At 72.6% G+C, this 25651-nt stretch carries 23 protein-coding genes and 1 tRNA gene; 7 read left to right on the plus strand and 17 right to left on the minus strand.

The genetic code is table 11. The annotated features are described in order from the left end of the window. Positions 1-12 precede the first annotated feature (12 nt). Together ACN28F_RS13730 and ACN28F_RS13735 are read right to left on the minus strand one after the other, a co-directional pair. Complete coding sequence (locus tag ACN28F_RS13730; RefSeq protein ID WP_421361395.1) at positions 13-1131, minus strand: CapA family protein; 1119 nt, start codon at positions 1129-1131, stop codon at positions 13-15. Between the two features lie 117 nt (positions 1132-1248). Beyond that, the gene (locus ACN28F_RS13735) at positions 1249-1908 is read right to left on the minus strand and encodes an adenosylcobinamide amidohydrolase (RefSeq protein ID WP_421358057.1); all 660 of its coding nucleotides are present in this window, start codon (positions 1906-1908) and stop codon (positions 1249-1251) included. A gap of 231 nt (positions 1909-2139) precedes the next feature. Here ACN28F_RS13735 and ACN28F_RS13740 point away from each other — a divergent pair, with 231 nt between their 5' ends. Next, positions 2140-2817 carry a Crp/Fnr family transcriptional regulator gene (locus ACN28F_RS13740; RefSeq protein ID WP_278119492.1) on the plus strand — a complete coding sequence of 226 codons (678 nt, stop codon included), beginning with the start codon at positions 2140-2142 and terminating at the stop codon, positions 2815-2817. Between the two features lie 78 nt (positions 2818-2895). Here the strand turns inward: ACN28F_RS13740 and ACN28F_RS13745 are convergent, their stop codons facing one another. The 10 genes from ACN28F_RS13745 to ACN28F_RS13790 form a co-directional block, all read right to left on the minus strand. Further along, complete coding sequence (locus ACN28F_RS13745) at positions 2896-3912, minus strand: hypothetical protein (protein ID WP_289208339.1); 1017 nt, start codon at positions 3910-3912, stop codon at positions 2896-2898. After that, on the minus strand, positions 3909-4790 hold the full coding sequence (locus ACN28F_RS13750; protein ID WP_289208340.1) for a transporter substrate-binding domain-containing protein: 882 nt from the start codon (positions 4788-4790) through the stop codon (positions 3909-3911). The genes ACN28F_RS13745 and ACN28F_RS13750 overlap by 4 nt, the downstream gene beginning before the upstream one ends. Before the next feature lie 238 nt (positions 4791-5028). Continuing rightward, on the minus strand, positions 5029-5700 hold the full coding sequence (locus ACN28F_RS13755) for a DUF305 domain-containing protein (RefSeq protein ID WP_289210743.1): 672 nt from the start codon (positions 5698-5700) through the stop codon (positions 5029-5031). 121 nt (positions 5701-5821) lie between these two features. Further along, positions 5822-6838, minus strand: coding sequence for a hypothetical protein (locus ACN28F_RS13760; protein WP_289208341.1), 1017 nt, complete (start codon positions 6836-6838; stop codon positions 5822-5824). Positions 6839-6918: 80 nt separating this feature from the next. After that, positions 6919-8574, minus strand: a complete 1656-nt coding sequence (locus tag ACN28F_RS13765) for a protein kinase domain-containing protein (RefSeq protein ID WP_421358060.1) — start codon at positions 8572-8574, stop codon at positions 6919-6921. A 22-nt stretch (positions 8575-8596) separates the two neighbouring features. Next, positions 8597-9025: a hypothetical protein gene (locus ACN28F_RS13770; protein ID WP_289208342.1), complete on the minus strand. Its 429-nt coding sequence runs from the start codon at positions 9023-9025 to the stop codon at positions 8597-8599. A gap of 54 nt (positions 9026-9079) precedes the next feature. Next, positions 9080-12697, minus strand: a complete 3618-nt coding sequence (locus tag ACN28F_RS13775; RefSeq protein WP_421358061.1) for an adenylate/guanylate cyclase domain-containing protein — start codon at positions 12695-12697, stop codon at positions 9080-9082. Next, positions 12694-13464, minus strand: a complete 771-nt coding sequence (locus ACN28F_RS13780; RefSeq protein WP_421358063.1) for an MBL fold metallo-hydrolase — start codon at positions 13462-13464, stop codon at positions 12694-12696. The genes ACN28F_RS13775 and ACN28F_RS13780 overlap by 4 nt, the downstream gene beginning before the upstream one ends. A gap of 66 nt (positions 13465-13530) precedes the next feature. Further along, entirely contained in the window at positions 13531-13992 is a 462-nt protein-coding gene (locus tag ACN28F_RS13785) for a RidA family protein (RefSeq protein WP_289208345.1), read from the minus strand. Beyond that, complete coding sequence (locus tag ACN28F_RS13790; protein ID WP_282225106.1) at positions 13989-14144, minus strand: hypothetical protein; 156 nt, start codon at positions 14142-14144, stop codon at positions 13989-13991. The genes ACN28F_RS13785 and ACN28F_RS13790 overlap by 4 nt, the downstream gene beginning before the upstream one ends. A gap of 145 nt (positions 14145-14289) precedes the next feature. On the opposite strand from ACN28F_RS13790, the gene ACN28F_RS13795 reads away from it, so the two are divergent. The 3 genes from ACN28F_RS13795 to ACN28F_RS13805 are packed head-to-tail and all read left to right on the plus strand — an operon-like array spanning position 14290 to position 17420. Then, positions 14290-15198, plus strand: a complete 909-nt coding sequence (locus ACN28F_RS13795; RefSeq protein ID WP_421358065.1) for a hypothetical protein — start codon at positions 14290-14292, stop codon at positions 15196-15198. 25 nt (positions 15199-15223) lie between these two features. After that, entirely contained in the window at positions 15224-16234 is a 1011-nt protein-coding gene (locus tag ACN28F_RS13800; protein WP_289208347.1) for an ArsA-related P-loop ATPase, read from the plus strand. A 37-nt stretch (positions 16235-16271) separates the two neighbouring features. Next, on the plus strand, positions 16272-17420 hold the full coding sequence (locus tag ACN28F_RS13805) for an ArsA family ATPase (protein ID WP_421358066.1): 1149 nt from the start codon (positions 16272-16274) through the stop codon (positions 17418-17420). 19 nt (positions 17421-17439) lie between these two features. Here the strand turns inward: ACN28F_RS13805 and ACN28F_RS13810 are convergent, their stop codons facing one another. Further along, positions 17440-17736 carry a WhiB family transcriptional regulator gene (locus ACN28F_RS13810; RefSeq protein WP_289208349.1) on the minus strand — a complete coding sequence of 99 codons (297 nt, stop codon included), beginning with the start codon at positions 17734-17736 and terminating at the stop codon, positions 17440-17442. A 397-nt stretch (positions 17737-18133) separates the two neighbouring features. Here ACN28F_RS13810 and ACN28F_RS13815 point away from each other — a divergent pair, with 397 nt between their 5' ends. Beyond that, positions 18134-20578, plus strand: coding sequence for a transglycosylase domain-containing protein (locus ACN28F_RS13815; RefSeq protein WP_421358069.1), 2445 nt, complete (start codon positions 18134-18136; stop codon positions 20576-20578). 70 nt (positions 20579-20648) lie between these two features. On the opposite strand, the gene ACN28F_RS13820 is transcribed toward ACN28F_RS13815, so the two are convergent. Then, entirely contained in the window at positions 20649-21104 is a 456-nt protein-coding gene (locus ACN28F_RS13820) for a GatB/YqeY domain-containing protein (protein ID WP_421358071.1), read from the minus strand. A 25-nt stretch (positions 21105-21129) separates the two neighbouring features. On the opposite strand from ACN28F_RS13820, the gene ACN28F_RS13825 reads away from it, so the two are divergent. Together ACN28F_RS13825 and ACN28F_RS13830 are read left to right on the plus strand one after the other, a co-directional pair. Next, positions 21130-22023 (plus strand): metallophosphoesterase, encoded by an 894-nt coding sequence (locus tag ACN28F_RS13825; RefSeq protein ID WP_421358072.1) that lies wholly within the window; start codon positions 21130-21132, stop codon positions 22021-22023. A 96-nt stretch (positions 22024-22119) separates the two neighbouring features. Beyond that, a tRNA-Pro gene (locus ACN28F_RS13830) sits at positions 22120-22196 on the plus strand. An 85-nt stretch (positions 22197-22281) separates the two neighbouring features. On the opposite strand, the gene ACN28F_RS13835 is transcribed toward ACN28F_RS13830, so the two are convergent. The 3 genes from ACN28F_RS13835 to ACN28F_RS13845 form a co-directional block, all read right to left on the minus strand. Next, complete coding sequence (locus ACN28F_RS13835; protein ID WP_421358074.1) at positions 22282-23004, minus strand: hypothetical protein; 723 nt, start codon at positions 23002-23004, stop codon at positions 22282-22284. A gap of 8 nt (positions 23005-23012) precedes the next feature. Further along, positions 23013-24929, minus strand: coding sequence for a M48 family metalloprotease (locus tag ACN28F_RS13840; protein ID WP_421358076.1), 1917 nt, complete (start codon positions 24927-24929; stop codon positions 23013-23015). 74 nt (positions 24930-25003) lie between these two features. Continuing rightward, positions 25004-25498: a hypothetical protein gene (locus ACN28F_RS13845; RefSeq protein WP_421358078.1), complete on the minus strand. Its 495-nt coding sequence runs from the start codon at positions 25496-25498 to the stop codon at positions 25004-25006. Positions 25499-25651 lie beyond the last annotated feature (153 nt).

Below are 25651 nucleotides of genomic sequence, written 5' to 3' on the forward strand. Positions count from 1 at the left end.
TACGTCGCCGGCTCAGTCCAGTGGAGGGGAGATGGTCCCGTCATCAGCGAATTGTGCGGCTGTCTGCGGAAAGTCCGACTCGCTCAGCTCGCGGACCAGGTCGAGGCCCCGGCGATCGTCGTCGACGGTCGGCAGGCCGTTGCCGTTCATGTACGTGGCGACGAACTCACCGTCGACCCAGCTGCCGTCCGGATTGAGCGACACCTTCAGTACGCCGCCCCAGCCCAGCCGCCCGTTGTTGCTGAGCGTGCCGCCGCCACCGGCGAAGTTGCCCAGGCTGTAGGCGATCAGCCGGCCCTGGTAGAACTCCATGCCGCGCAGCACGTGCGGGCCGTGGCCGACGATCAGGTCCGCCCCGGCGTCGATCATGGCGCGGGAGAAGGCCATCGGGTCGCCCCGGTTCTCCCCGAGGAACAGTTCGGTGCCTTCGGTGACCCGGGTCATCTCCGACCCCTCGGCCCCCATGTGCACCTGGACGACGACCAGGTCGGCCTGCTCGTCGGCCCGGCGCACCAGATCCGCCGCCGCGTCGATGTCGATCAGGCTGTTGTTCGGCGGCGAGTAGGACGAGAACCCGGCGACCGCGACGCTGACCCCGGCGACGTCCAGCACGGTGATCTGGTCCAGCGCGCCGGTGTGCCGCATGCCGTGTTCCTCGATGGCCTGCTGGGTGTTGCGGTAGCCGGCCTCACCGTAGTCGTACCCGTGGTTGTTGGCCTGGTTGAGCAGCATGAACCCGCCGTCGCGCAGGTGCGCGGCGTACTCCGGTGGGGCCCGGAACTGATGGCACTGGGTCGAGCCGGGCGCGCACTTGCCGGTGCCGGTGTCGACCGTCAGCGGCTCCTCCAGGTTGCCCATCACCAGGTCCGCCGCGAGCGCCTCGGTGACCGAGTCGAAGAAGCCGGCCCCGTCGTCGGGCGGCAACCGGTCCGGGGCGTTGCCGAGCACGATGTCCCCGGTGGCGGACATGCTGATCGGCTGGGGCTGCGGGCTCGGGCTGGCGCTGGGCGAGAGCCCGGCGGCCGCGCGCCACTGCGGATCCGGCTCGTCCCGGTTGATACCGCCGAGCGCCACGATGCCGACCAGGACGGCACCGAGCAGCACGGCGGTCAGCACGACGATCGACACGATGGGGCTGCCGGCGGTGGATTCCTGCCGCCGCCGGCCCCGCGAGGAACGCTGGGCGTCGGTCACTGGCGTGACCCTACCGGCCGGTGGCGCCCGCCGACGACCACCCGTCCGGCTGGTTCATCCGGCGTGTCCCGGCCCACCTGGCCGGGCGCCGTCGTGCACGGTGCGGTGCGCCACCCGGGCCAGCCGGGCCCCCCAGGTGGAACGCGGTCCGCCGTAGGGCTCCGGCGGACCGTCCGGCGGGCAGAGCACGACGACCGCGTCCGTGGCGGTACCGGTGGCCCGCAGCCCCAGTTCGACCAGGGCCTGGCTCTTCGCCTCGGTGATGGTGGCCACGGCGTTCACCAGCGCCGCGTCGCTCAGCCGCACCGGCAGTGCGGCCACCAGGTTGATCGTGCCGACCCGGCCCGGGTCGGCACCCGGGTCAGGGTCGGCCGCGGCCAGGATCGGGGTGCCGAGCCCGACGGTCGCCCAGATCCGCACACCGGCCTCGTCGCAGGTCACGGTCCTGCGTACGTCCACCCCGGTGAGCAGCCCGACCCCCGGCCCGCGCAGGTCGGCCTGGTCGGCGAGGGCCGTCAGGTGCGCGTCGGGGTCGTCGCGGCGGTACGACATCGGCACCGTCGCGTTGATCACCCACCAGCGCAGGCCGATGCCACCACCGAGTGGCGCGGAGCTGATCGCCAGCGCCGGCCCGGTCAGGGCCCAGCAGGCGTACGGCAGCGCCGTACCGTCCTCGGTGCGGGTGGCGAACCAGGGGCGGGCGAGATCAGACACCGGTCGACGATACGGCCAGCCGGGTGGGCGCGGTCCGCCGGCCGCGCCGCAGGCACCGGTGGGCGAACCGGTGCCGCATATTAACGACGGATCCACCCGGTTGGGTTACGCTTCTGGATCAAGATTCGGAGGGTGCGCATCCGGCCAGGGGCGGGATGCACCTAGACTGACTGCGCGCGGTAGCTGCCGGCTGGGTGCCGGAAGCGGACGCCGCGCAGGCGGAGGTGCGCGATGGACGAGGTGCTGGCTCGTAGCGGGATCTTCCAGGGCGTCGACCCGGAGGCCGCAGAGGCGCTCGCCAAGGAGATGGAGACGATCGAGGCCCGCAAGGGCGAGATCGTGTTCAACGAGGGCGAGCCCGGAGACAGCCTGTACATCGTTCTGACCGGCAAGATCAAGGTCGGTCGGCGGGCGGCCGACGGCCGACAGAACCTGATCGCCGTGATGGGGCCGTCGGACATGGTCGGTGAGCTGTCCCTGTTCGACCCCGGGCCGCGTACCGCGACCGCGACCGCGGTCACCGACACCCGACTGGCCCGGCTGCGCAAGCAGGCCCTGCGGCCATGGCTGAACAACCGGCCGGAGATCGCCGAGCAGCTGCTGCGGGTGCTCGCCCGCCGGCTGCGGCGGACCAACGACGCCCTCGCCGACCTGATATTCACCGACGTGCCCGGCCGGGTGGCCAAGAACCTGCTGCAGATGGCGGGCCGGTTCGGCACCCGCGACGGCGGCGTGCTGCGGGTGACCCACGACCTCACCCAGGAGGAGATCGCCCAGCTCGTCGGCGCGTCCCGGGAGACCGTGAACAAGGCACTGGCCGACTTCGCCTCGCGGGGCTGGCTGCGGCTGGACGGCAAGAGCATCATCATCCTGGACCCGGAGCGACTGGCCCGCCGGGCCCGGGTCTGAACGACCTGCCTCGGCCCGGTCACGGCCGGGCCGCCGCTGAGGCCCTGCCGGGCTGCTGCTGAGCCCCTGCCGGGCCGGTCACGACCCAGGGGCGGTCGCCCGGCAGACCGCGCCGACCGGGGTGATCGGTCGCACCTGCCGGCCCAGCGCCTGCAGCAACGAATCCTCGACGTGGAATCCGTGCACCCACAGCCGGTACCGGGGCAGGTCGCCTTCGTCGGGGCAGAGCACCCGGGCCCCCACCTGTTCGGTGTCCACGTAGCGGATGCCGCCCTGCTCCTGCAGGATCACCACGCTGACGTCGTCGACCGCGATCACGCTGCCCCGGATCTGCTCGGTCTCGTCGTCGGCCACCTCGACGGTCGTCACCGTTGTCGGCAGCACCGGGGCAGTGGCCACCGAGTAGGACGTCCAGGCCAGCATGATCATGATGGCCAGCTGGCCGAGCCCGACGAGTGGCCGTACGGTGGCGGCCAGCACCGGGCCGGTCACCGCGACGGCGAGCAGCGGCGGCGCGGCCAGCACCAGCGCCGCGATCCACTCCCCGGCGCCGACGGCCGCGGCCACGGTCGGGCCGAGCAGGCCGTAGTAGGCGATCAGGAGCGCGGCGAGGGCCGCCAACTGGAATGCCCGACGCTCGTGGACCCGGCGCAGCGAGAGCTGGAAGGTCGCGGCCACCACGGGCAGCAGCAACGGCAGGTAGAGGATCTTCCAGGTCACCGCCGCGACCAGGAGAGTGACGATCACCAGCCAGACCGGGACCACCCGCTTCCAGCGGACCAGCAGCGGTATCGGTCGTCGTCGCCAGCCCGCCGGGTCGTTGTCGATGCTGACCGCGAGCACCGCGCTGATCGCGAACAGCGCGACCATCGCGCCGGAGACCAGCCGACTCGCCGTGGTGACGAACGCGGCGACCAGGTTCACCGGGTTGACGTTGGCGGCCAGCAGCAGCGTCGTCTGCAGTTCGCCGCCGGCCTCGACGACGAGCCGCAGCACCGAGACGATGGCCGGCGCGCCGACCACCACGCTCCAGAACTGCTGCGCTGCCCGGTTCCGCCGGTCCTCGTCCTCCGGGCGGCGGGCCGGCGCGGTCACTGGCGGATTTTGTCGTCGTGGTCGAGCAGATCGGGTGCGCCGATCGGCGGTGGCTGCTGCGCCTCGCCGAGCCAGTTGCCGAGGGTCACGGTGTACGCCGTCTGCCATGCGGTCGCCTCGCCGCGTTGGCTCTGTTCGTAGCTCTTGGCCAGGAAGTAGGCGACCAGGTCCCGCAGGTTCTCGTCCTCCAGCGGCACCCCGATGCCGAGCGCCTCCTCCACCCCGAACGGCATGTCCACCAGTTCGAACTCGGTGGGGTCCTCGGACAGGAAGCCGGCGAGGATCGTCTCGTCGGAGACCATCGCCTGGAACTTGCCGTCGAGCAGACCGTCCCGGCAGTCCGACGGGCTGTCCGCCTCCCCGACCGGGACGGACAGCTCCTTCAACATGCTCTGGGTGGTGGAGCCACCGGCGACGCAGACGGCGTACTCGTCCTTGCGCAGATCCGGGATGGTCTGGATCTCGTCGGCGTACTCCTTCAGGACCAGCACCTCCGGCGTGGTGATCAGGTACGGTCCGGCGAAACCTACGTCCTTCGCCCGCTCGTCGGTGATGGAGAAGCTGGCCACCACGATGTCGACCCTGCCACTGCGCAGAAATTCGACCCGCTGCTCGGTGGTCAGCGGAACCCACTGGATGCTCTGGTCCCCTTCGAACCCGAGGGACCTGGCGATGTAGCGGGCGACCTCGATGTCGAATCCTCTGCGGGTGTTCCCGTCGAGGTAGGACATCAGCGGAAAGTCCGGATTGACGCCGATACGCAGCTTGGCCCGGTCGTGGATGGTGGACGCCTCGCGTAGCTGTTGCACGGTCGGCAGGCCCGGATCGGTGTCGTCGTCGCAGGCCGCAGCCGTGGCCAGCAGCAGTGTCGCAGCCACCGCGATGGTGGTCACGAGCTGGCGTGGCCGACTACGGCGGACCGGATCCGGGGAAATGGTCACATCCGTCACGGCAGCCTCCGCCCGTCAACGACAGTAACGGTCGATCATGCACTGGGCAGCCGTCCACATTGCCGGCCGTCCTCAATCTAGCCGTCGACGGCAAGCGCCTCTGATCACCCGTTCAGCGGATTGCCGCACCGCCGCCGGCGTCGTCCGGTCACGCCACTGGGCGAGGCTACGGGCGAATCTCCGCCAGCAACTCGCGCATTTCGCCGATCTCCGCCTCCTGGCTGGTCGCGATCGACTCGGCCAACTGCCGGACCGCCGGGTCGGCACCGTCCGCGCGCAGGATCCGCGCCATCTGCACCGCGCCTTCGTGATGACGGATCATCATGTCGAGAAACCGCCTGTCGAATTCGACGCCCGTCGAATTCGACAGGGCGGTCATCTCGTCACCGGTCATCATGCCCGGCATCCCGTGATGCCCGTCCGCGCCGGTGTGCTGTCCAGGGCTCGGCAACGGCTGACCCCACTCGGTGAGCCAGCCGGCCATCTGGTCGATCTCCGGGTCCTGCGCCGCACGGATCCGCCCGGCCAGATCCTGCACGGCGGCGCTCGCCGACCGCCCGGCGACAAGCCCCGCCATCTCGATCGCCTGCTGGTGGTGCGGGATCATGTCACGGGCGAAAGCGATGTCCGTCGCGTTCGGCGCGGCGGGGGCGGTGGCCGCCGGCGGCTGGGTCGTGGGGCCGGAGTCGTCCACCGACGGGCCGACGGCGCAGCCGCTGAGCAGTACGGCTGCGGCCGGACCCCCGACGACGGCGACGGCGACGGCACGGCTGCCGGTCGCCAGGGCGACCCGCACGCCGGTGGTCACCGCCGTCCACCGCGACCACCAGGTGTGCACTGTCAACGTCGATCTCCTCCTGTCGGTACCCGTAACGGATACGGTCGGCGACCACGGATGGTTGCGGGTCGATCCGACATCGTCGCCACCGGCGACCGTCTCGACATCGTCGCAACCGTGATCAGGCCGCCTTGACGCTCGCCGGTGTCGTGGACCTGCTGTGGGCCGACGGGCGACCGGCGGTGGCGGCCGCCAGCAGGCAGCCGGCGAGCGTCCAGCCGACGAGAACCGACCACTGTCCGAGGGTCGGGGCGTCGGGAAAGTAGGAGATGCTGCGGATCAGCGACACCGACGCGCCGGGTGGGAAGAACTGGCCGATCGCGCCCCAGGGTCGGGGCAGGAACTCGACCGGCAGCATCGCGGCGGAGATCGGGCTGCCGACCAGCATGATCACGACCGTGCCGACGCCGACGCCGTGCAGCCCGATCAGGTTCCGCAGGCCGATCACCGTGGCTGCGATGGCGGCGATGGTGAGGCCACTGGCGGCGACGTTGAGGGCGAATGCCCCGCCGAGGATGCGGAACGCCACCTGGCCGACGAGCGCGACCATGACACCGGCCGTCCCGGCCAGCACCGCGAGGGTCAGCAGCCGCCGACCGGTGCCCTGGATGCCGATCGCGATGAAGATCCCGCCCTTGAGCCCGCCGAGCAGCAGCGGGAAGAAGAACGCGCTGAGTCCGGCACCGTGCTCGTCGTGCGGCGACAGCGGTACGACATCGGTGACCTGCGGTCGATCGGTGGCGGCCGGATCGGCGGCACCGAACGCCGCCGACAGTGCCTCGATGAGCTGGCGGGCCACCGTACTGGCACCCGAGGCGACCAGCAGTTCCGGCGGCGTCCCGTCGCCGACCACGACCGCGCCGTAGACGTCCCGGTGCCGGATGGCGTGCACCGCGTCGGCGCGGTCGGCGTAGCGCCGGACGACGAACTCGTGCGGTCGGGCCTGGTCCAGCGCGTCGGTGACGGCCTGCGACGCGCCCTGCGGCGCGACCAGACCGATCGGTACGCCGCGTGGCTCGGCGTACACGGCGGGCCAGGTGAACGCGGCCATGATCGCGGTCGCCGCCACCGCGAGGATCGCCCCGGTCAGCAGGCACCGGCTGATCCGGGTCGGTTGGTCCGGGTGCGGCTGGTCCATCGGCCACCTCAGCCCGCTCGGCTACTTCTGGCCTGCCCAGCCTAGGGGCGCGGGGTGCACCTCAACTGGTGTTTGCCAAGTCAGCGGGCGGCCAGAACCGGGCCGAACAGCCCGTGTGGCCCCTTGCCTGCCAGGCAGCGGTAGCTGTGTTCGCCGCCGGCCAGCGCCACCTCGCCCGGTCCGAGTACCGCGAACCGCCAGTCACTGACGTCCATCCGCAGGGTGACGAGCCGGAACACCTCCGCGCTGCACCCCGCCCGTACGGTCGGGTCCGCCTCGATCGTGGCGTGGTCGGCGCCGGACAGGTGGGCCGGCAGCTCGCCCACGGCGAAGGTCTCCCAGGTGTGCCGCCCGGTGCAGGCGACGACCGCGAGCTGCTGCTGCCCGCCGGTCAGCTCGCCCTCGAAGCACTCCAGGTCGTCCGGGCAGCGCAGACCGGGGCGGGTGGCCAGCTCGCAGTTGGGCAGTACGGCACCGGCCGGTCCGGTGACGCCGGCCGGGCGGGGGGTGCGCTCCTGTGGCGTGGCCACCGACGGCCGGTCGAACCCACCGGGCAGGGTGCCCTTCGCGACCATCCAGGTGCCGACGCTCGTCATCGCGAGCAGCACCAGCACCCCGAGCCCACCGGCCAGCAGGCGCATCCGGGGGTGCGCGGTGGCGGTACCGGGTCGGGCAGCCGGGGTGAGCGCGCCAGCGACCGCACCGTTCGCACCGTTCGCACCGGGCGGGCCGACCGCACCGGGCGGCTGCGGAATCGGCACGGTCCAGCTGGTCTGCTCACTCGGTTGCGCCGACGGTTGCGCCGGCACCGACGCGCGGCCGCCACTCACCGTGCCACCGGTCGACGGCCCGCCCGAGACCGGGGCGATCGAGAACGGCGGCCGGTGCGGCGCCGCCGGGCTCCAGTGCGGGCCGAGCGGTACGGCGGCCAGCATGTCGCGCAGTGCGACCGCCGAGGGTCGCGCCGCGGGGTCGTTGGCCATCCCCTGACGCAGCACGTCGGTGAACGCCGTCGGCACGCCGGGCAGCTCCGGCAGGGGCCGGTCGAACAGTTCGAGCAGCATCACCAGGCTGGGACTGCGGTCGTCCTCCCAGCGGGGCGGCCGGCCGCGCATGATGGCGTACAGGCTGGCGCAGAGGGCGTAGACGTCGGCGGCGGGCGACGGTGGGCGGTGGTGGAACGACTCGGGCGCGGCGTACGCGGGGGTCAGCACCTCGAGGGTGACCGACGCGTCGCGCGCCTCGACGAGTACGGCGAGGCCGAAGTCGGCCAGCGCCGGTTCGTTGAAGCGGGAGTAGAGGATGTTGGCCGGTTTGACGTCGCGGTGCAGCACGCCGAGGTGGTGTGCGTCGGCGAGGGCGTCGGCGATCTTCACCCCGACGTCGCGGGCCTCGAAGGCGTCCAGCGGCGAGGTCTTCATCCGGTCGCCGTACGAGCCGTCGCACATCTCCATGATCAGGTACGGGTGCATGTCGGAGGTGACCCCGACGTCGAACAGGTCGACGACGTGAGGGTGCGAGGACATCCGCCCGGCGGCCCGCGCCTCCCGCATGAAGCGACGCTGTTCCCGTTCGTTGTCCAGGGGACGGTTCTCGACCTTGACGGCGACCTCGCGGCCCACCGACTCCTGGACGGCGCGGTACACGGTGGCGAATCCGCCCCTGGCAAAGACTGACAAATCCGACAGTCCAGGCACCATGGGGAACGGCAGTGCGCTCGGCGTCCTGTCGTTCACACCGTAAACGGTACCCAACGTCTCAGCCGGAGAGCGCCACCCGCCCCTCGCGACGACGCTCGACGTACAGCGCGACCCCGGTCACCACCGCGCCCAGGCCCTCCCAGGCCGCGACCCCGACGAACCGCAGCGGAGCCACCTCCGCCGCCACCAGCACGCCGAACACCACGGTCGTCACCAGCCGGAACACGACGGTGAACAGGAAGAACGGCCGCCAGTCGGTGACCGCGGCCAGCAGGTAGTAGACACCCATGTTGAACGACGCCATCGACGACGCCGCCATGAACGTACGGGTGTAGTCACCGGCCACCCGGTCCGCCGCCGGCACCACGTCGAACCCGAGCATCACCAACAGGACGTCCGGCTGGACCAGCCCCACCGCGCCCAGCAACAGGGCCATCGCCCCGAAGACGGCGATGGTCCAACCGGCAACCGAACGGGGCAGCTTCATCAGGGGGGTCCTTCCGGCCACAGTGACCCCCTGGCGGGACACTGTGGCTTCAGGCTAGCTACCGCTCGGTCCGACCCACATCGTCGGGTCCGGTGACCGCTCGGCACCGGGTGTACCGTCCACTGCCGACCGGATCTGCTCGGCGGTGGCCCGTTCGCTGACCTGCTCGGTCGCGTAGGCGAGGGTCACCGCCTGATCGGCGGCCAGCCGGGCCGCCGTACCGTCGCCGGTGGCCGCCAACGCGGTGGCCAGGACGCCGAGCGCGATCACCCGGCTCCGGACGTCCTCGGCGGCGGCGTGCAACGCCCGACGCGCCCAGTGCAACGCCGCCTCCGGCTGCCCGTCGGCGAGCAGCGCGGAGGCGTACCGGGCCAACGCCTGCCGCCGGGAGAACAGCACCGCAGGGCTGCCGGCGGCGGTCGCGATCGGTGCCAGCAGGCCCACTGCGGTCGCCGCGTCCCCCGCCGCCAGCCGTGCCGACGCGAGCAGCACCCGGGGCGCCACCTGGACCGCCGCCAACGGATTGTGCGGCTCCACCGAGGTCAGCACCGACTGGGCCAGCCGCTGCGCCTCGTCGATCTCACCGCGTTCCAGCGCGACGAACCCGCACAACGTGCCGGCCATCGCGATCAGCAGCGGATGGTCGATCCGTTCACCCTGCGCCAACGCGTCGGACAACAGGTCGACGGCATGGTCGCGCTCACCCAGCCCACGGGCGACCGCGCCACGGGCCAGCAGCGCGAAACCCCGGCCCCAGTCGTCGGCCGCGCTGTCGAAGTCGCGGTACGCCCGACGCGCCGACTGGTCCGCCTCGGCGAGCTCACCCAGCTCGGCCGCCGCGAACGCCTCGACCGCCCGCAACGTGCCGACCGCCCACGCCTCCCCCACCCGCTCACCGAACGGCAGGAACACCTGCGCCAGCCGCCGAGCGTCGGCCAACCGGCCGGAGAGCAACCGGGCGAACGCCGTCGTCCCGCGCAGCCACGCCCGACCAACCGGATCGTCGAGCTCGGCGAAGAGCCGGGCCGCCCGGCCCAACACCGCGTCGGCCCCGGCGAAGTCACCCCGGGTCGTGGTCACCCAGGCCAGGCTCTGCAGCGACCACGCCTGCCCGCGCAGGTCGCCGGCGGCCAGGTTGACCTGGTACGCGGCGGCGAACCGGCTGCTCGCCCGACTGAGCCGGCCGGCCAGGAAGTCGGCCATGCCGAGCCGGCGCATCGCCTCGGCCCGCTCGGCGGGCAGCCCCACCTCGGTGGCCACCTGCAGCGCTTCCCGCCACGTCGCCGTCGCCCGGGTCGAGTCACCCAGCGCCCGGTGGGCCCGCCCGGCCACCAGCAGCGCACCGGTCCGGGCGGTCGCGTCGTCGGCCGCGTTGGCGAGCACCTTCTCCGCGTCGGCGAGGGCGTCCGCCGCCCGGCCGGTCTGTAGCAGTGCCCGCGTGTACACCAGCCGGTCGGCGGCGGGCACCGACTCGCCGCCCAACGTGGTCGCCCGCTCGGCGTACTCGACGGCCAGCTGCGGCTCGCCACCGGCGATCGCCTTGCGGGCCGCCCGGCCCAGCGCGGCCACCCCGATCGCCGCCACCGTACGGGCCGGTGCGTCCGGTCGCAGACCCACCGCCTCGGCGAGCCCGACCGCCCGCTCGGCGTGCTCGGCGATGAAGGCGTCCCGCAGCGCCAGGCTTTCCACTGTGTCGGCCCACCGGGCCAGGCAGGCGTGCCGCTCGGCCAGGTCCGCCTTACCGATGCCGGCGTACGCCGCCTCCCGCATCAGCGGGGTCGGAAATGCGTACCCGGTCCGGGTCCGCCGCAGCATCCGGCGCTGCAGCAGCTCCTCGACGGCGCGGGCCAACTCCACGGCGACCACCGCCGCAGGGCGACCGTCGCGGCGGTCCCGCAACGCCTCCAGGGTGCCCTCCGGCACGACGTCACCGACCACCGACGCGTCCCGCAGCACCGACCGCGCGTCGGCCGGCAGCGCGTCGATCCGGGCGGCCAGCACCGCCGCCAGGTCCCGGGAGAGTAGCCGGCTGCTCAGCGAGCCCGGTACCAGCCGCCAGTCCACGTCGTCGACGGCCCCGTCGCCGGGCACCGGGCCGGTCCGGGTCAGCGCCCCCCGCTCGATCAGCAGGGTGACCAGTTCCGCCAGGTAGAACGGGTTGCCCTGGGCGGTGGCCAGCAGCCGGTCCACGTCCGGCTGCGGCAACCGGCCACCGCTGAGGTACGAGGTGAGCAGCCGGGCCGCGTCGGCACCGCGCAACGGCGGCAACGCGTGCACCTCGGCGTCGGCGACCCGGTTCAGCGCGCCGGCGGTGGTGCGGACCAGCTCGGGGCGGCCCAGCAGCAGCACCAGCACCGGGCCGGTGAGCCGCGACAGCGTCTCGCCGAGTGCCTCGACCGTCTCCGGCAGGGCGTCGTGCAGGTCGTCGACGACGACCAGCAGCGGCGTCTCCCGGGCCAACGCGCTGAGCAGGTCGGCGACCGCGCCGGGGATCGCCTCCGCGTCGAGCACCGGGGCCTCGGCGGTCAGGTCCGCCGGCCCCGACGACGGGTGGGCGGTCGGCGGGTCGGCGTACCCGAGCAGGTTCAGCAGCAGGTCGACGGCGATCGTCGGCGGCTGCGGGGAGAGCCGGGTCAGCCGGTGGCCGAGCCGGCGCAGCCGCTCCTCGACGACGGCCCGGGTGACGGCGGTGGACCCGTCCCGGGGCAACCCGGCCGCGATCCGCACCAGGTCCGCCAGCGGTGCCAGCCGTCGGCGCTCGCCGAACGCCGCGCAGCGCACCGACAGCACCCGGGCACCGGTCGGGGCGGCGTACCGGCCGGTGCCGACGTCGTAGCCGGCCGCGTACCGCTCGACCTCGGCGGCGAACCGGGACTTGCCGATGCCGGCCTCCGCCGTCAGCACCAGCACCCGGGGCTCGCCGTTGTCGATCACCTCGGTGAGCCGGCCGGCCAGCCGGCCCACCTCGGCCTCCCGGCCGACGAACGGTGCCTGGTCGCCGATGCCGGACCGGGTGCCGGGCGCGTCGTGCAGGCCGAGCAGTTCGTACGCCTCGACCGGGGCCCGTTTGCCCTTGAGCCGCAGCGGACGCAGCCGCCGCCAGGCCGCCACGTGCCGGGTCGCGGTCTCGGTGCTGGCACCGGCGTACACCGCGCCGATCGCGGCGGCGTCGGCCAGCCGGGCGGCGGTGTTGACCGTGTCGCCGATCACCGTGTACTCGATGGCCGCCTGGATGCCGGCCACCACGTCGCCCGTGTTCAGCCCGACCCGCAGGCCGAGCGGGGCCCCGCCACCGCGTTCGTCGTCGAGGACCCGCCGCACCGCGCGCTGCATGCTCAACGCGGCCCGGACGGCGCGTTCGGCGTCGTCCTCGTGCGCCACCGGGGCGCCGAAGACCGCCATGATCCCGTCACCGGTCAGCTTGTCGACGTGCCCGCCGAAGGTCTTGACCGCCCCGGCCAGGGCGGCCAGCACCCGGTCGGTCACCGCGCCGACCCGCTCCGGGTCGAGATCCTCCGACCAGGAGGTGAAGTCGGACAGGTCACCGAAGAGCACCGTGACCACCCGGCGTTCGGCGGCCGGCAGGAACGCGGCGGCCGGCAGCGCCGCACCGCAGTTGTGGCAGAACCGGGCACCGGGCACCGGGACGGTGCCGCAGACCGCGCAGGTCACTGCGGGTCCGACCGCTGCAGGTAGGCCAGCTGTGCCCGTACCGACCATTCGGCGGCCGGCCACAGCGCCCGGTCGACGTCGGCGTAGACCTCGGCCACGACGGCGGCCGGGTCCGTCACGCCGGCGGCCACGACCTGCCGGACCTGGTCGAGCCGGGCCTGCCGGTGGGCCAGGTAGAACCGGGCGGCGGCGGCGCAGTCGACCAGCGCCGGGCCGTGCCCCGGCAGCGCGGGCACCCCGTCGTACGCGGCCAGCCGCTCCAGGCTGGTCAGGTAGTCGCCGAGGTCACCGTCGGGCCAGGCGACCACGGTGGTGCCGCGCCCGAGGATGGTGTCGCCGGTGAGGATCACCCGCTGCCCGTCGGTGTCGGCGACCAGGAAGCAGACCGAGTCCCCGGTGTGCCCCGGGGTGGCCAGCGCGGTGACCGTCAGGCCGCCGACGCGCAGGGTCGTCCCGTCCGCGACCGCGTGCTGCACCGGGGCGTCGACCCGCCCGGCGAGCGTCGGGACCGCCTCGACATGGTCCGGGTGGCCGTGGGTGAGCAGGACCGCCGCGTACGGGCCGGCGGCGACGATCCGGTCCAGGTGCCCGGCGTGCGCCGGGCCGGGGTCGACCAGGACGCCGAAGGGCCGCCCCGGCTGGCGCAGCACCCAGGTGTTGGTGCCGTCGAGCGTCATCGGCCCCGGGTTGGGTGCCCGCAGCAGGCGCACCCAGCCCGGCAGCTGGTCGGCCAGTGCCGTGGCGGGGGCGGTGACGTGCGAGGTCATGGCTGCGATCGTACGACCGCAGCGTGACTTCGCCGAGACTTCCTCGTGTCGACCGGCCCCGCCGGGTCAGGACACCTCGACGATGATCTCCACCTCGACCGGTGCGCCGAGCGGCAGCTCGGCGACCCCGACCGCGCTGCGCGCGTGCCGGCCGGCCTCGCCGAAGACCTCACCGAACAGCTCCGACGCCCCGTTGATCACCGCAGGCTGGCCGGTGAAGCCGGCGGCCGACGCCACGAAGCCGGTGACCTTGACGATCCGGGTGACCGCGCCGAGGCCGACCAGCTGCTCGATCGCGGCGAGGGCGTTCAACGCGCACTGGTGGGCCAGCGCCTTGGCCTCCTCCGGGGTCACCTCGGCGCCGACCTTGCCGACCGCGAGCAACGCGCCGTCGGCCATCGGCAGCTGCCCGGAGACGTAGACGTGCTGGCCGGAACGGACCGCCGGGACGTAGGCGGCCACCGGCGGCACGACCGTGGGCAGGCTCAGCCCCAGATCGGCGAGCCGGCCGTACGGGTCGGCGCTCATGCCTTCGGCCGCTTCATGTACGCCACCAACTGGTCCGGGTTGGGTCCGGGCACCACGGCGACCAGTTCCCAGCCGTCGTCGCCCCAGTTGTCGAGAATCTGCTTGGTGGCATGCACCAGCAGTGGCACGGTGACGTACTCCCACTTCTGCATCGCGGTAGGGCTCCTCAGTTCTCCTCGGGTACGGGCACAGCCTACGGCCACCTGACGGCGCGGTGCTCCGGGTGCGACGGGCGGCTACCCTGTCACCGTCGGGTGACGACGATCCCGCCGCCCGCAACGACACCAGGGGATGAGGATGACGCAACCGCCCAGCGGCGGCACCCCGCAGCCGGACGCCCCGCAGCCGGACGCCCAGCCGCCGCAGACCCCGCCGGCCTCGCCGCCGGCTGCGCAGGCACCAGCCGGGTCGACCCCGCCGGCTGGCGGTCAGCCGCTTCCGCCGCCGCCCTGGCAGCGGCCGGACCCGCCGGTGTTCGCCCCGCCGCCCGCCGGCCCACCGGCACCCGCCGGACCGCCGTCCTCCGCGCCGCCAGCGTTCGCCCCGCCACCGCCCGGGCAGCCGTTCGCCGCCCCGACGCCGCCGCCCGGCCAGCCGTTCGGTGCGGCACCCTCGCCCGGCCAGCCGTTCGGTGCGCCGCCGCCACCCGGGCAGCCAACGTCGCCGGGATACGCAGGTGGTCCACCGGGGCCCGCCGGCTTCCCGCCGGCACCCGGCCAGCCGGTGCCGATGGCACCCGGGTCGCCGGCCGCGCCGGGGGCGGGCCGCCGACGCGGTCTGCTGATCACCTCGATCGTGCTCGGGGTGGTGCTGCTGCTCTGCGGCGGCGGTGGACTCGCCGCCTTCCTCGTGATCAACAACCTGGAGACCGGCGGGGGCGCCGCCGAGCCGGTCGCTGCGGTCGACGAGTTCCTCGAGGCCGTCTACACCGAGCGGGACGTCACCGCCGCCGCCGACCTGGTCTGCCGCGAGGCCCGCGACGAGACCGCGCTGATCGACAAGGTAGAGGAGATCGAGGGTTACTCCTCGACGTACCGCAACCCCCAGTTCGAGTGGAACGTGCCGACGATCGACGAGCAGAACGAGGAACGGGCCCTCGTCTCGGTCACCGTACGGATGGTCACCGAGGACGAGCGCAGCGCCGAGCAGGAGCTCGACTTCGTGGTGGTGCAGAAGTCGGGCTGGTTCGTCTGCGACGTCAACTGAGCCGGACTGACTAGTCTGGTTGCACGTGGGGGTATTCGAACAGTCACCGGGGTCGGCGGTGCCGGGCTGGCCGTCGCGACTGCACGTGGTCACCGGCAAGGGCGGCACCGGCAAGACCAGCGTCGCCGCCGCGCTGGCGCTGGCGTTGGCCGGGGCCGGCCGGCGGACCCTGCTGGCCGAGGTCGAGGGCCGGCAGGGGGTCGCCCAACTGTTCGGCATCGCACCCCTGCCGTACCAGGAGCGGCGGATCGCGGCCTCGGCCGCTGGCGGTGAGGTGCGTGCCCTGGCGGTCGACGCCGAGGAAGCCCTGCTGGAGTACCTCGACATGTTCTACAAGCTGGGGGCGGCCGGCCGGGCGCTGCGCCGCTTCGGCGCGATCGACTTCGCCACCACGATCGCGCCGGGCCTGCGCGACGTGCTGCTCACCGGCAAGGTGAAGGAGGCCACCACCCGGATGGTGGACCACCACCGGGTGTACGACGCGGTGGTGCTCGACGCGCCTCCGACCGGCCGGATCGGGCGGTTTCTCAACGTGACCGCGGAGACCGCCCGGCTGGCCAAGGTCGGCCCGATCAAGTCCCAGAGCGAAGGCGTGGCGGCGCTGCTGCGGTCCCCGATCACCGCGGTGCACGTGGTGACGCTGTTGGAGGAGATGCCGGTCCAGGAGACGGTCGACGCGGTCGCCGAGCTCACCAGCCTGGGCATTCCGGTGGGCAACGTCATCGTCAACGCGGCCCGCCCGCCGCTGCTGCGGGGCGGGTCGGTGAGTCAGGCGCAGCTGCGGCGTGGGCTGGCCGCCGCCGGGCTGCCGGTCGACCGGGCCACGGTCGCCGCCCTGCAGACCGAGGCCCAGGAGCATCTGACCCGCCGGGCGTTGGAGGAGTCGTTGCAGACCGACCTGATCGAGCTGGGTCGGCCGATCGTGACGTTGCCGCTGCTTCCGGACGGCGTCACCCGGGCCGGACTCGACCTGCTCGCCACGGCACTACTCGCCCAGGGTCAGGCGGCGGCTGGAAGCGACCTCACAGCGACTTGATCAGCGGATCACGGTCGGGCCCCGATACGCTCGACTGGTGCCAACTGATCACGCAGCGCCACCGCTGGACGTCGACCGGATCCTGGCCGATCCGGGCGTACGGATCGTGGTCTGCTGCGGTGCCGGCGGGGTGGGCAAGACGACGACCGCCGCGGCGCTGGCGCTGCGCGCCGCCGAACGGCACGGCCGCCGTACGGTGGTGCTCACCATCGACCCGGCCCGTCGGCTCGCCCAGTCGCTGGGCCTGACCGAGCTGGACAACACGCCCCGGCAGGTCAAGGGGATCGACGCGGAAGCCAGCGGCGGCGAGTTGCACGCGATGATGCTGGACATGAAGCGCACCTTCGACGAGGTGGTGCTCGCCCACACCGACGCGGACAAGGCCGCCGACATCTTCGCCAATCCGTTCTACCAGGCGATGAGTTCGACGTTCGCCGGTACGCAGGAGTACATGGCGATGGAGAAGCTGGGTCAGCTGCACGCCGGTGGCGAGTGGGACCTGATCGTGGTGGACACCCCGCCGTCGCGTTCGGCGTTGGACTTCCTCGACGCGCCGGCCCGGTTGTCGCGGTTCCTGGACGGGCGGATGCTGCGGCTGCTGCTGGCCCCGGCGCGGGCCGGCGGTCGGAGCATGTTCAGCCTGGTCACGGCGTCGTTCGGGATGTTCTCCCGGGTGGTGCAGAAGATCCTCGGCGCGCAGTTGCTCAGTGACCTGTCCGGTTTCGTGGCGGCGTTGGACTCGATGTTCGGCGGGTTCCGGCAGCGGGCCGAGCAGACGTACCGGGTCCTGCAGGCCGACGAGACGGCGTTCCTGCTGGTCGCGGCGCCGGAGCCGGACGCGGTTCGGGAGGCGGCGTACTTCGCCGGCCGGCTGGGGGCGGAGCGGATGCCGTTGGCCGGTCTGGTGCTCAACCGGGTGCACGAGCCGGCGACGGAGTTGTCGGCGGAGCGGTCCCTGGCCGCCGCCCGCGACCTGGACCGCGGCGGGGCGCATCCGGCCACCGCCGAGGTGCTGCGGGTGCATGCGGCCCTGGCCCAGCAGTCGGCCCGGGAGCGGCAGGTGGCGACGGTGTTCACCGACGCCTACCCGCAGGTGCCGGTGGCGACGGTCCGGGCGCAGCCCGCCGACGTGCACGACGTCGACGGGCTACGGACGATCGGTCAGGCGATCAGCCAGGGCGGCTGAGTCAGCCGGGCGGTCCGGGTCACTTGGTGCTGACGAGCACCTTGTCGCGGTCGCGCATGGCGGCTTCGAACATCTTGCGCCAGCTCACCACCTGTGGGTGCCGGCGCAGCAGGGCACGCCGTTCCCGTTCGGTCATGCCGCCCCAGACTCCGAACTCGATCCGGTTGTCGAGCGCGTCGGCCAGGCATTCGTACCGCACGGGGCAGCCCCGGCAGACGCGCTTCGCCACATTCTGCTCGGCGCCCTGTACGAACAGTGCGTCCGGGTCTCCGCTCTGGCATGCCGCCAGGCTGGGCCAATCAGCGATCATGCCCATCGTTCCTCGTCCCCCCTAGCAATTTCCGCTTCCAACCGGTGGAGTCAGTCGGCAAGCCCGGCCGTACCCGCGCTGCTTTCCCCCGCAGCACGGCGGGCCGTGCGATCCTCGCCGGACCATCATCATAGGTAGTCGGATGATTACGCAACGTTATTGATGAAATCCACTTATCCGGACACACCCGTACTTGTCAGGCGCAGTACCGGGCAGGGGTACCCGAGCCGGAAAGCGGGAAACCCACCGCCGACGCCTTCCCGGAGGAAACTGGGCGGCGAGACCACAACCGGGTGACGGGTCTCTGCGTTAAGCACAACGAGGCCGACGCCGGCAGGAAATGCACCGGTACGCCAACCGGCGGCCACTTCAGTACCTCACGTACCCTGACTGGGTGACCTGGATGCGGAAGCGAGACCACAACCTTCTGACCAACGCCGCATCGCTGCTGATCTGTGGGCTGCTGGCCGGCGTGGTTGTCGCCGCCGCGGCGTTCCCCGCAGTGGCGATGTCAGGGCTGGCCGCCAAGGCGGGCGCGGAGACCTTCGACAAGCTGCCGAGCGAGCTGACCGTCAAGCGGGCGCCGCAGATCAGCTACCTGTACGCCTCCGACGGCAAGACGATGCTCGCCGCGATGTACGACGAGAACCGCCGCGACGTACCGCTCAAGGACGTCTCGCCGCTGATGCGGGCCGCGATCATCGCTGCCGAGGACCACAACTTCTACGAGCACAACGGCGTCGACGTCAAGGGTGTCGCCCGGGCCTTCGTCGCCAACCAGGGCGCCGGCGAGACCACCCAGGGTGCCTCGACGCTGACCATGCAGTACGTCCGGCTGGCCATCGCCTACTCGGCGACCCACCCCGAGGACGTCATCGCCGCCACCGAGGACACCAACGCCCGCAAGCTGCGCGAAATGAAGTACGCGATGCAGCTCACCAAGGAGATGTCCAAGGACGAGCTGCTCGAGCGCTACCTCAACATCGCCCCCTTCGGCAACGGTGCGTACGGCGTCTTCGCGGCCAGCCAGGTCTACTTCAGCAAGCAGCCGGCGGACCTCACCATCGACGAGGCCGCGCTGCTGGCCGGCCTGGTCAAGGCACCGACCGCGTTCGACCCGACCACGCCCGGCGGCTACCCGCAGGCGGTCGACCGGCGCAACTACGTGATCGACAACATGGTGCAGACCGGGGCGATCACCAAGGAGGAGGCCGACGCGGCCAAGGCCGTCGAGCTGGTCGTCAACGGCAAGCGCGCGCCGAACGGCTGCGTCGCCGCCAACAAGAACCACTGGGGCTTCTTCTGCGACTACTTCTACCGCTGGTGGCTGGAGCAGGAGACGTTCGGCGCCACCGCGTACGACCGGGAGCGGCGACTCAAGAGCGGCGGCTACCACATCGTCACCAGCCTGGACGTGCAGACCCAGGAGTCGGCGAAGAAGGCCGTCGAGGACGCGCTGAAGACCGGCAGCAAGAACGCGCTGATGGTCGCGGCCGTCGAGCCGGGGACCGGGTACGTGCGCGGCATGGCGGTCAACCGCAACTACAAGCTCGACGACCCGGACAACCCGCAGAACAAGATCTCCAGCGACCCGAAGAAGGCCGACAAGGGCATCCGGGGCACCTACCCGAACACCACCAACCCGCTGCTCACCGGCGGTGGTGACATCACCGGCTACCAGTTCGGCTCGACGTTCAAGATCTTCCCGCTGGTGGCGGCCCTGGAGAAGGGCTACCCGCTGGAGTACACGATCAACGCGAAGAGCCCGTACGAGTCGAAGTACATCGTCGAGCGGGGCAGCCCGGCCGCCTGCGCGGGCACCAACAAGTACTGCCCGAAGAACGCCAGTGCCAGCATGAACGGCGTACACGACATGTGGAGCGCCTTCGGCTCCTCGGTCAACACGTACTTCATCCCGCTGCAGGAGCAGGTCGGCGCCGCCGCCGCGATCGACGTGGCACAACGCCTCGGCATCACCTTCCGGTCGGCCAACGACGCCAAGTTCGCCGGCGACCCGGAGAGCGCCAACCAGTGGGGTGCCTTCACCCTCGGCGTGTCCAACACGACGCCGATGGAGATGGCCAACGCATACGCCACCCTCGCCGCCGACGGCAAGTACTGCAAGCCGCTGCCGGTGCAGGAGATCCGCGACCAGGACGGCAACAGCCTGGACATCGCCAAGCCGCAGTGCAAGCAGGCGGTCTCCGCCGAGGTGGCCCGGGCCGCGATCGACGCCGCCCGCTGCCCGGTCGGCGACCGGTCCAGCACCACCCGGTGCCGCGGCGCCACGGCGGGCGGCGTCCGCAGCGCCGTCGGCCACCCGGTGGCCGGCAAGACCGGCACCACCGACGCGGAGAAGACCGCCACGATGGTGGTCACCACCAAGCAGCTCGCGGTCGCCGGGGTGCTGGCCGACCCGGACTGGGCCGACACCAACGCCAAGATGAAGCACGACATCGTCAACCCGGCGGTCTACGAGACGCTGCGCGACGCGATGAAGGGCAAGGAGAAGAAGCAGTTCACCCCGCCGAGTGGCAAGGTGGTCCGCGGTGAGCAGCGCTCCATCCCGGACGTGGCCTGCCAGTCGATCGACAACGCCCGGTCGCGGCTGTCCGGTGCCGGCTTCCAGGTCGAGGTGGACCGCTCCGGCGCGGTCGACTCCACCTGCCCGGCCGGCACCGCCGCCGGCACCAGCCCGAGCGGCCGGACAATCAAGGGCGGTGCGGTGATCATCCGGGTCAGCAACGGCCAGGGCGCCCAGCCCAGCCCCGGCAACGGAGACGGTCCCGGCAACGGACCCGGCGGTCCTCCCGGCCGCCCCGGCAACCCGGGCAACCCGGACGACTGACCGACAGTCACCCACGCCGAAGGGGCGAGCACCGAACACCGGTGCCCGCCCCTTCGGCGTCAGCTGACGCTCAGAGCCCGAGCTGGCGACGTACCTCGGCGGCGACCCGGCCCCCCTCGGCCCGGCCGGCCACCGCGGCCTGGGCCGCCTTCATCGCCGGGCCCATCTGGGCCTTGCCGGTGAAGCCGCCCTGCGCCAACGCCGTGGCGACGATCCCGGCCAACGCCTCGTCGTCGAGCTGGCGGGGCAGGTAGCGGTCCAGCACCTCGCCCTCGGCCCGCTCCTTGGCGGCCTGCTCGGCCCGGCCGGCCTCAGCGAACGCCTCCGCCGCCTCCCGGCGCTTCTTGGCCTCCTTGGTCAGCACGGCCAGCGCCTCGTCGTCGGAGAGCTCCCGCTTGGCCTTGCCGGCGACCTCGGCGTTGCCGATCGCGGCCAGCGCCATCCGCAGGGTGGACGTGGTCAGCTCGTCGCGGGCCTTCAACGCGGCCCGCATGTCAGCGGTCAGGCGGTCCTTCACGGTGCTCATGGGTGGCCAAACTACCCTGGTCGGCATGCGAAAGCGCACCGTATTCCGGCTCGCCGCCGGCACCATGGCCCTCGGCGCCGCCACCCTGGCGTACGCCTCGCTCATCGAGCGCAACATGTTCACCCTGCGCCGGTTCGACGTGCCGGTGCTCGCGCCGGACGCGGAACCGCTGCGCATCCTGCACCTGTCCGACCTGCACATGATGCCCGACCAGCGGCGCAAGCAGGCCTGGGTGGCGGCGCTGGCCGGGCTGGACCCGGACCTGGTCGTGGTCACCGGCGACAACCTGGCCCACCCGGACGCCGTACCGGGTGCGCTGCGGGCCCTGCAGCCCCTGCTCGACCTGCCCGGCGCGTTCGTCTTCGGGTCCAACGACTACACCGGCCCGGTGTGGAAGAACCCGCTGAGCTACCTGCTGCCCGAGCGGGAGTACCGGTCCGGCCCGGACCTGCCGTTCGAGGATCTGCGCGAGGTGCTGGTCGGTGCCGGCTGGCACGACCTGAACAACCGGCGGGCGTCGTTCAAGGCCGGCGGCCGGCTGATCGAGGCGGTCGGCGTCGACGACCCGCACATCGAACGCGACGACTACGCCGCCGTCTCCGGCCCGCCGTCTCCGGAGGCCGACCTGAGCCTCGGCCTGACCCACTCCCCCGAGCCCCGGGTCCTCGACGAGATGGCCGCCGACGGGCTCGACCTGCTGCTCGCCGGGCACACCCACGGCGGGCAGGTCTGTGTGCCGTTCGTCGGTGCCCTGGTCACCAACTGCGACCTGCCCCGGTCGATGGCCAAGGGCCTGCACCGGTGGCCGGCCACCGACTCCTGGCTGCACGTCTCGGCCGGGCTGGGCACCCACCCGACCGCGCCGGTACGGTTCGCCTGCCCGCCGGAGGCCACCCTGCTGACGTTGATCGCCCGCTGAGCAGGTGCGCCGTCCTCCCGGCAACGGGCGCGCGGCGCACCGGGGATACCGAATTTGCCCCGCCGGGCCGGTGGGCTAGTATTGCCCAGCGGACCTCGGGGTGTGGCGCAGTTTGGTAGCGCGCTTCGTTCGGGACGAAGAGGTCGTCGGTTCAAATCCGGCCACCCCGACCAGGTCAAGGGCCATGTCGATCACATCGACATGGCCCTTCGCATACCTGTCACCGTCTCCCCGACAGGTCAGTGCGCGGCCGGTCCGTCACTGCGCCGCCAGCCGCTCAGCCAGCAGGTTCGCTATCTGCACAGCCCAGTCGGTGCGCCCCTGGTCGGGGAAGTAGAACGTCACGATCCCCAGCCTCTGGCCGGTCTGCATCAGCACCGTCACCCCTCTGGTCGTGCCGCTGACCGCGGTCAGCTCCACCGACAGGCTGAAGACGGCGACCCCGGCCGGCACGGACACCTCGGGTACGTCCGGCGTCAGCGTCTCCACGAAAGTGAAACCGTCGGCGTAGACCAACTCGAAACGGTCGCAGCCCCGCAGGGTCCGCTCGGCGTCGCGGAACCGTTCGGTTGCCTGGTCCTGCGGATACCAGCGGATCACGTGCTGCGTCAGTTCGCCGTACTCCGGCCGTTCGAATGCGGCGCGGACCTCGACGGTGCCCGGTGCCGTCTCCGGATCCACTTCGAGCGAGTTCATCAGCGCCAGGCACTGCGGCCGGTCCGAGGTGGGCGTCGCCTCGTCGGGGATGTTGGGTTCGGTGGGTCGGAAATCGGCGGTCAGGTCGTCGGCGACAAGCAGTGCGGTACGCAGCTGCTCGGCCAGGTCACCGGTGGGCTGGACGACCGGTGGTCGGACCGGGACGTCCGGTGAGCCGACGGTGCAGCCGGCGACAGCCAGGACGACCGTGGCAGCGCAGACGACGACGGTGGTGGGTCCGCGCCGGCGTGGCGTGCCCGGGCGGGCGTACGGACTGCGGGACATCGTGCCTCCTAGTAGATCTCGCAGCGCCGGAGCACCGCCCGGCGCGCGTCGGCGACGGCCTGCTCATCGCCGCTGATGGATGCCGCGCTGAGCACGGCACCGGCATGGCGCAACATCGGATCGTCGCGCCCCGTCAGGTATGCGCCGAGTTGTCGCTGGTACGCGGCGTCAGCGGCGGGTCCGAGGGCGCTCGGCTCCCGGCTGATCCACCGGCACGCCAGGAACCAGTTCTCGGCCCGAGGGCGGATCTCGGGGGTGGCTACGGCCCCCGCCTGACCGGGTACCAGGGCCAGCTGGCCGGATACCAGGACAAGTTGGCCGACCAGCACAGCGGCGCAGGTCAGCACCGCGCCCAGGGCCCGGCGGTTCGGCCGCCACCGTCGGCGACCTCGACCGGCTGCGGACAGCAGCGCCGCCGCGAGCAGCGCGACGGCGGCGGTCGACGCACCGGCCAGCATCACCGGCAGCTGCGCGGCGCGTAGCTGTGCGGCCAGTTCGAGCACGCTCTGGCCGGCGCCGGCCAACCTGGCCGCCAGGAACCAGGTGCCCAGTGCCAGTCCCCAGACCGGGCTGGTCACGACGAGGCCGAGCAGCCAGCGAGGTGGACCGGCCCGGTCGGTCGCTGCGGCGGCGAGTCCGGCGAGCCAGCAGACGCCGAGTACGCAGATCGCCACCATCGCGACAGCGAGCAGTACGGCCACCGTGGTGCCGCTGGCCGACCACCAGGCCAGCGCGTTCCCGCGCGGCGGCGCGGTGCTGACGACCCGGGACCAGACTGCGGCGGTACGGGCCGCGGTCGCTGAACCGAACAGCAGGCCGACGCCGAGCGCCAGCCCGATGGTCACCGGGCTGGCCAGCAGCCGGGTGACCCGGCGCTGACCCCGGTCGGCCAGGGCGGTCCGCACCGCGCCGAGCCAGACGACGCCCATCAGCGGGACCGCCACGACGGTGCCGGTCAGGGCGTACGTCAGCGGCATCGCCGTCGGCAGCAGCACTTCCATGGTCATGGGCAGTTCGGTGAGGATCAGTCCGGCGCCGATGCCGCCGACGAGAGTGTCCGCCGCCGACCAGCGCAGCGTCGGCGCCGGGTCGGCGAGCAGCTCGGCACGGCGGCGGCCGGTGGGATGCAGCGGCTGCCAGCGCTGGGCGGCTGGCAGCACCGGCGGCGTGAGGCGCATCGCCCGCAGGTCCGCGTCGTGCTCCCGGCTGCGGATCACCTGGACCACGGCGTAGCCGAGCACCGCCACGACAATCAGCAGCCGGCCGGCCAGGGCGGCGGTGAGTCCGTCCCACCGGGACGTGTCGACGGCCAGCAGGGCGACCAGCGGTACCGCCGCCAGCCAACCGCCGACCAGCAGGTAGGTGCGGGTCACGTCCCGGTTGACCAGGTGGCTGATCTCGTGGGCGAGCACGGTACGCAGCTCGGCCGGCACGCCGTCGGCCGTCGCGGGGACCAGACGGGCTCCGAAAAGCACCCGGTACCGGCCGGGCCGGCCGTAGGTGAGTGCGTCGTCGGGGAACCGCCAGTTGGCGATCCGCAGTCGCGGGCGGTCCCGGCCGACCAGCCCGGCGGCGTCGACCAGCTCGGTGAACGTCCGCTCCAGGTCGGGCCCGTACCGGACCGGCCCGGCCCCGAACCGGACGCCGATCAGCCACGGCGTCAGCCGGTATCCGGTCCAGGCGGCGGCGAACAGCAGCAGGGGGCCGGCCAGTGGGGTCACCGCCTGCCAGAGGTCGAGTCGACCGGTGCAGTCCAGCAGGTGTCGCACGGCGGTCGCCGAGTCGGTGAGCGCCGCCGCCTCGGTCAGACAGTCGAGGCGGGCCTCGAACCAGCGAGGCTGACGCAGCACGAGCAGCCAGTGGGCGCCGAACAGGCCGCTGGCGACCAGCCCGCCGGCGAGCAGGACGAACTGGGAGGTGCTCACCGGCGGTACGGCGAACGGATCGGGCCGGGCCGGGCGTCCGCCGTCGCCGGCACCACGTCGCCGCCCGCCTCCGGTCAATGTGGGTCTCGGCTCAACCGGTCGATGACGATCACGGTGACCCGGACCAGCCGGTCGGCGTCGGCCGGGGTCCGCCCGACCGCCTGGGCGTAGGTGCGTGCCTGTTCCACCAGGTCGGCGCGTTCGGCGGCGGTGAGCTGGCGGTCTGGCAGGGCACCGGCCTGCAGTTGGCGGGCGGCGCGGCGGCGACGGCTACGCGCAGCGATCCGGCGGAACAGGCCGGTGGTGCCGGCCGCCGTGGCGTCGGTCATCATGTTCAGCAGGACGCCGCCGAGGAAGCTGACCACCACCGGCGCCCAGGTGCCGAGGTCACCGACGATCTCGCCGAACCGCACCAGGCCGATGGAGCGCCCTCGCCGGTGCGGCCCGGGGTCGGCGAGGAAGGCGTCCCACACGGCGGGCAGGAACGGCAGCTCCTTCGGCGCGAGCTGGGTGAGCGCCTCTTCGATCAGCCGGTACGCCGGGGTCCGCTCGATGTCGTCGGGGTGCACAGGTGACGTCCCTTCAGGACGGGCCGGAAACCACGCACCTTTATTGGACGCCCGCCGGAGTGGGGGCGGCATCGGCCCGTCGGCTGACGCCAACCGTCCACTCGCACCGGACACGCTGTGCAATCAGGCGGCGCCAACCGCCGCACGTGCCGG

This window comes from Solwaraspora sp. WMMA2101 (assembly GCF_049179175.1).
Taxonomy (GTDB): domain Bacteria; phylum Actinomycetota; class Actinomycetes; order Mycobacteriales; family Micromonosporaceae; genus Micromonospora_E.

Excerpts from the sequence above, each read along its gene's own strand:
- ACN28F_RS13770 (WP_289208342.1), bottom strand. The coding sequence starts at position 9,025 with ATGAAGCTGCCCCGTTCGGTTGCCGGTTGGACCATCGCCGTCTTCGGG.
- ACN28F_RS13785 (WP_289208345.1), bottom strand. The coding sequence starts at position 13,992 with ATGAGCGCCGACCCGTACGGCCGGCTCGCCGATCTGGGGCTGAGCCTG.
- ACN28F_RS13760 (WP_289208341.1), bottom strand. The coding sequence starts at position 6,838 with ATGGACCAGCCGCACCCGGACCAACCGACCCGGATCAGCCGGTGCCTG.
- ACN28F_RS13790 (WP_282225106.1), bottom strand. The coding sequence starts at position 14,144 with ATGCAGAAGTGGGAGTACGTCACCGTGCCACTGCTGGTGCATGCCACC.
- ACN28F_RS13820 (WP_421358071.1), bottom strand. The coding sequence starts at position 21,104 with ATGAGCACCGTGAAGGACCGCCTGACCGCTGACATGCGGGCCGCGTTG.
- ACN28F_RS13740 (WP_278119492.1), top strand. The coding sequence starts at position 2,140 with ATGGACGAGGTGCTGGCTCGTAGCGGGATCTTCCAGGGCGTCGACCCG.
- ACN28F_RS13780 (WP_421358063.1), bottom strand. The coding sequence starts at position 13,464 with ATGACCTCGCACGTCACCGCCCCCGCCACGGCACTGGCCGACCAGCTG.
- ACN28F_RS13825 (WP_421358072.1), top strand. The coding sequence starts at position 21,130 with ATGCGAAAGCGCACCGTATTCCGGCTCGCCGCCGGCACCATGGCCCTC.
- ACN28F_RS13815 (WP_421358069.1), top strand. The coding sequence starts at position 18,134 with ATGCGGAAGCGAGACCACAACCTTCTGACCAACGCCGCATCGCTGCTG.
- ACN28F_RS13835 (WP_421358074.1), bottom strand. The coding sequence starts at position 23,004 with ATGTCCCGCAGTCCGTACGCCCGCCCGGGCACGCCACGCCGGCGCGGA.
- ACN28F_RS13810 (WP_289208349.1), bottom strand. The coding sequence starts at position 17,736 with ATGGGCATGATCGCTGATTGGCCCAGCCTGGCGGCATGCCAGAGCGGA.
- ACN28F_RS13795 (WP_421358065.1), top strand. The coding sequence starts at position 14,290 with ATGACGCAACCGCCCAGCGGCGGCACCCCGCAGCCGGACGCCCCGCAG.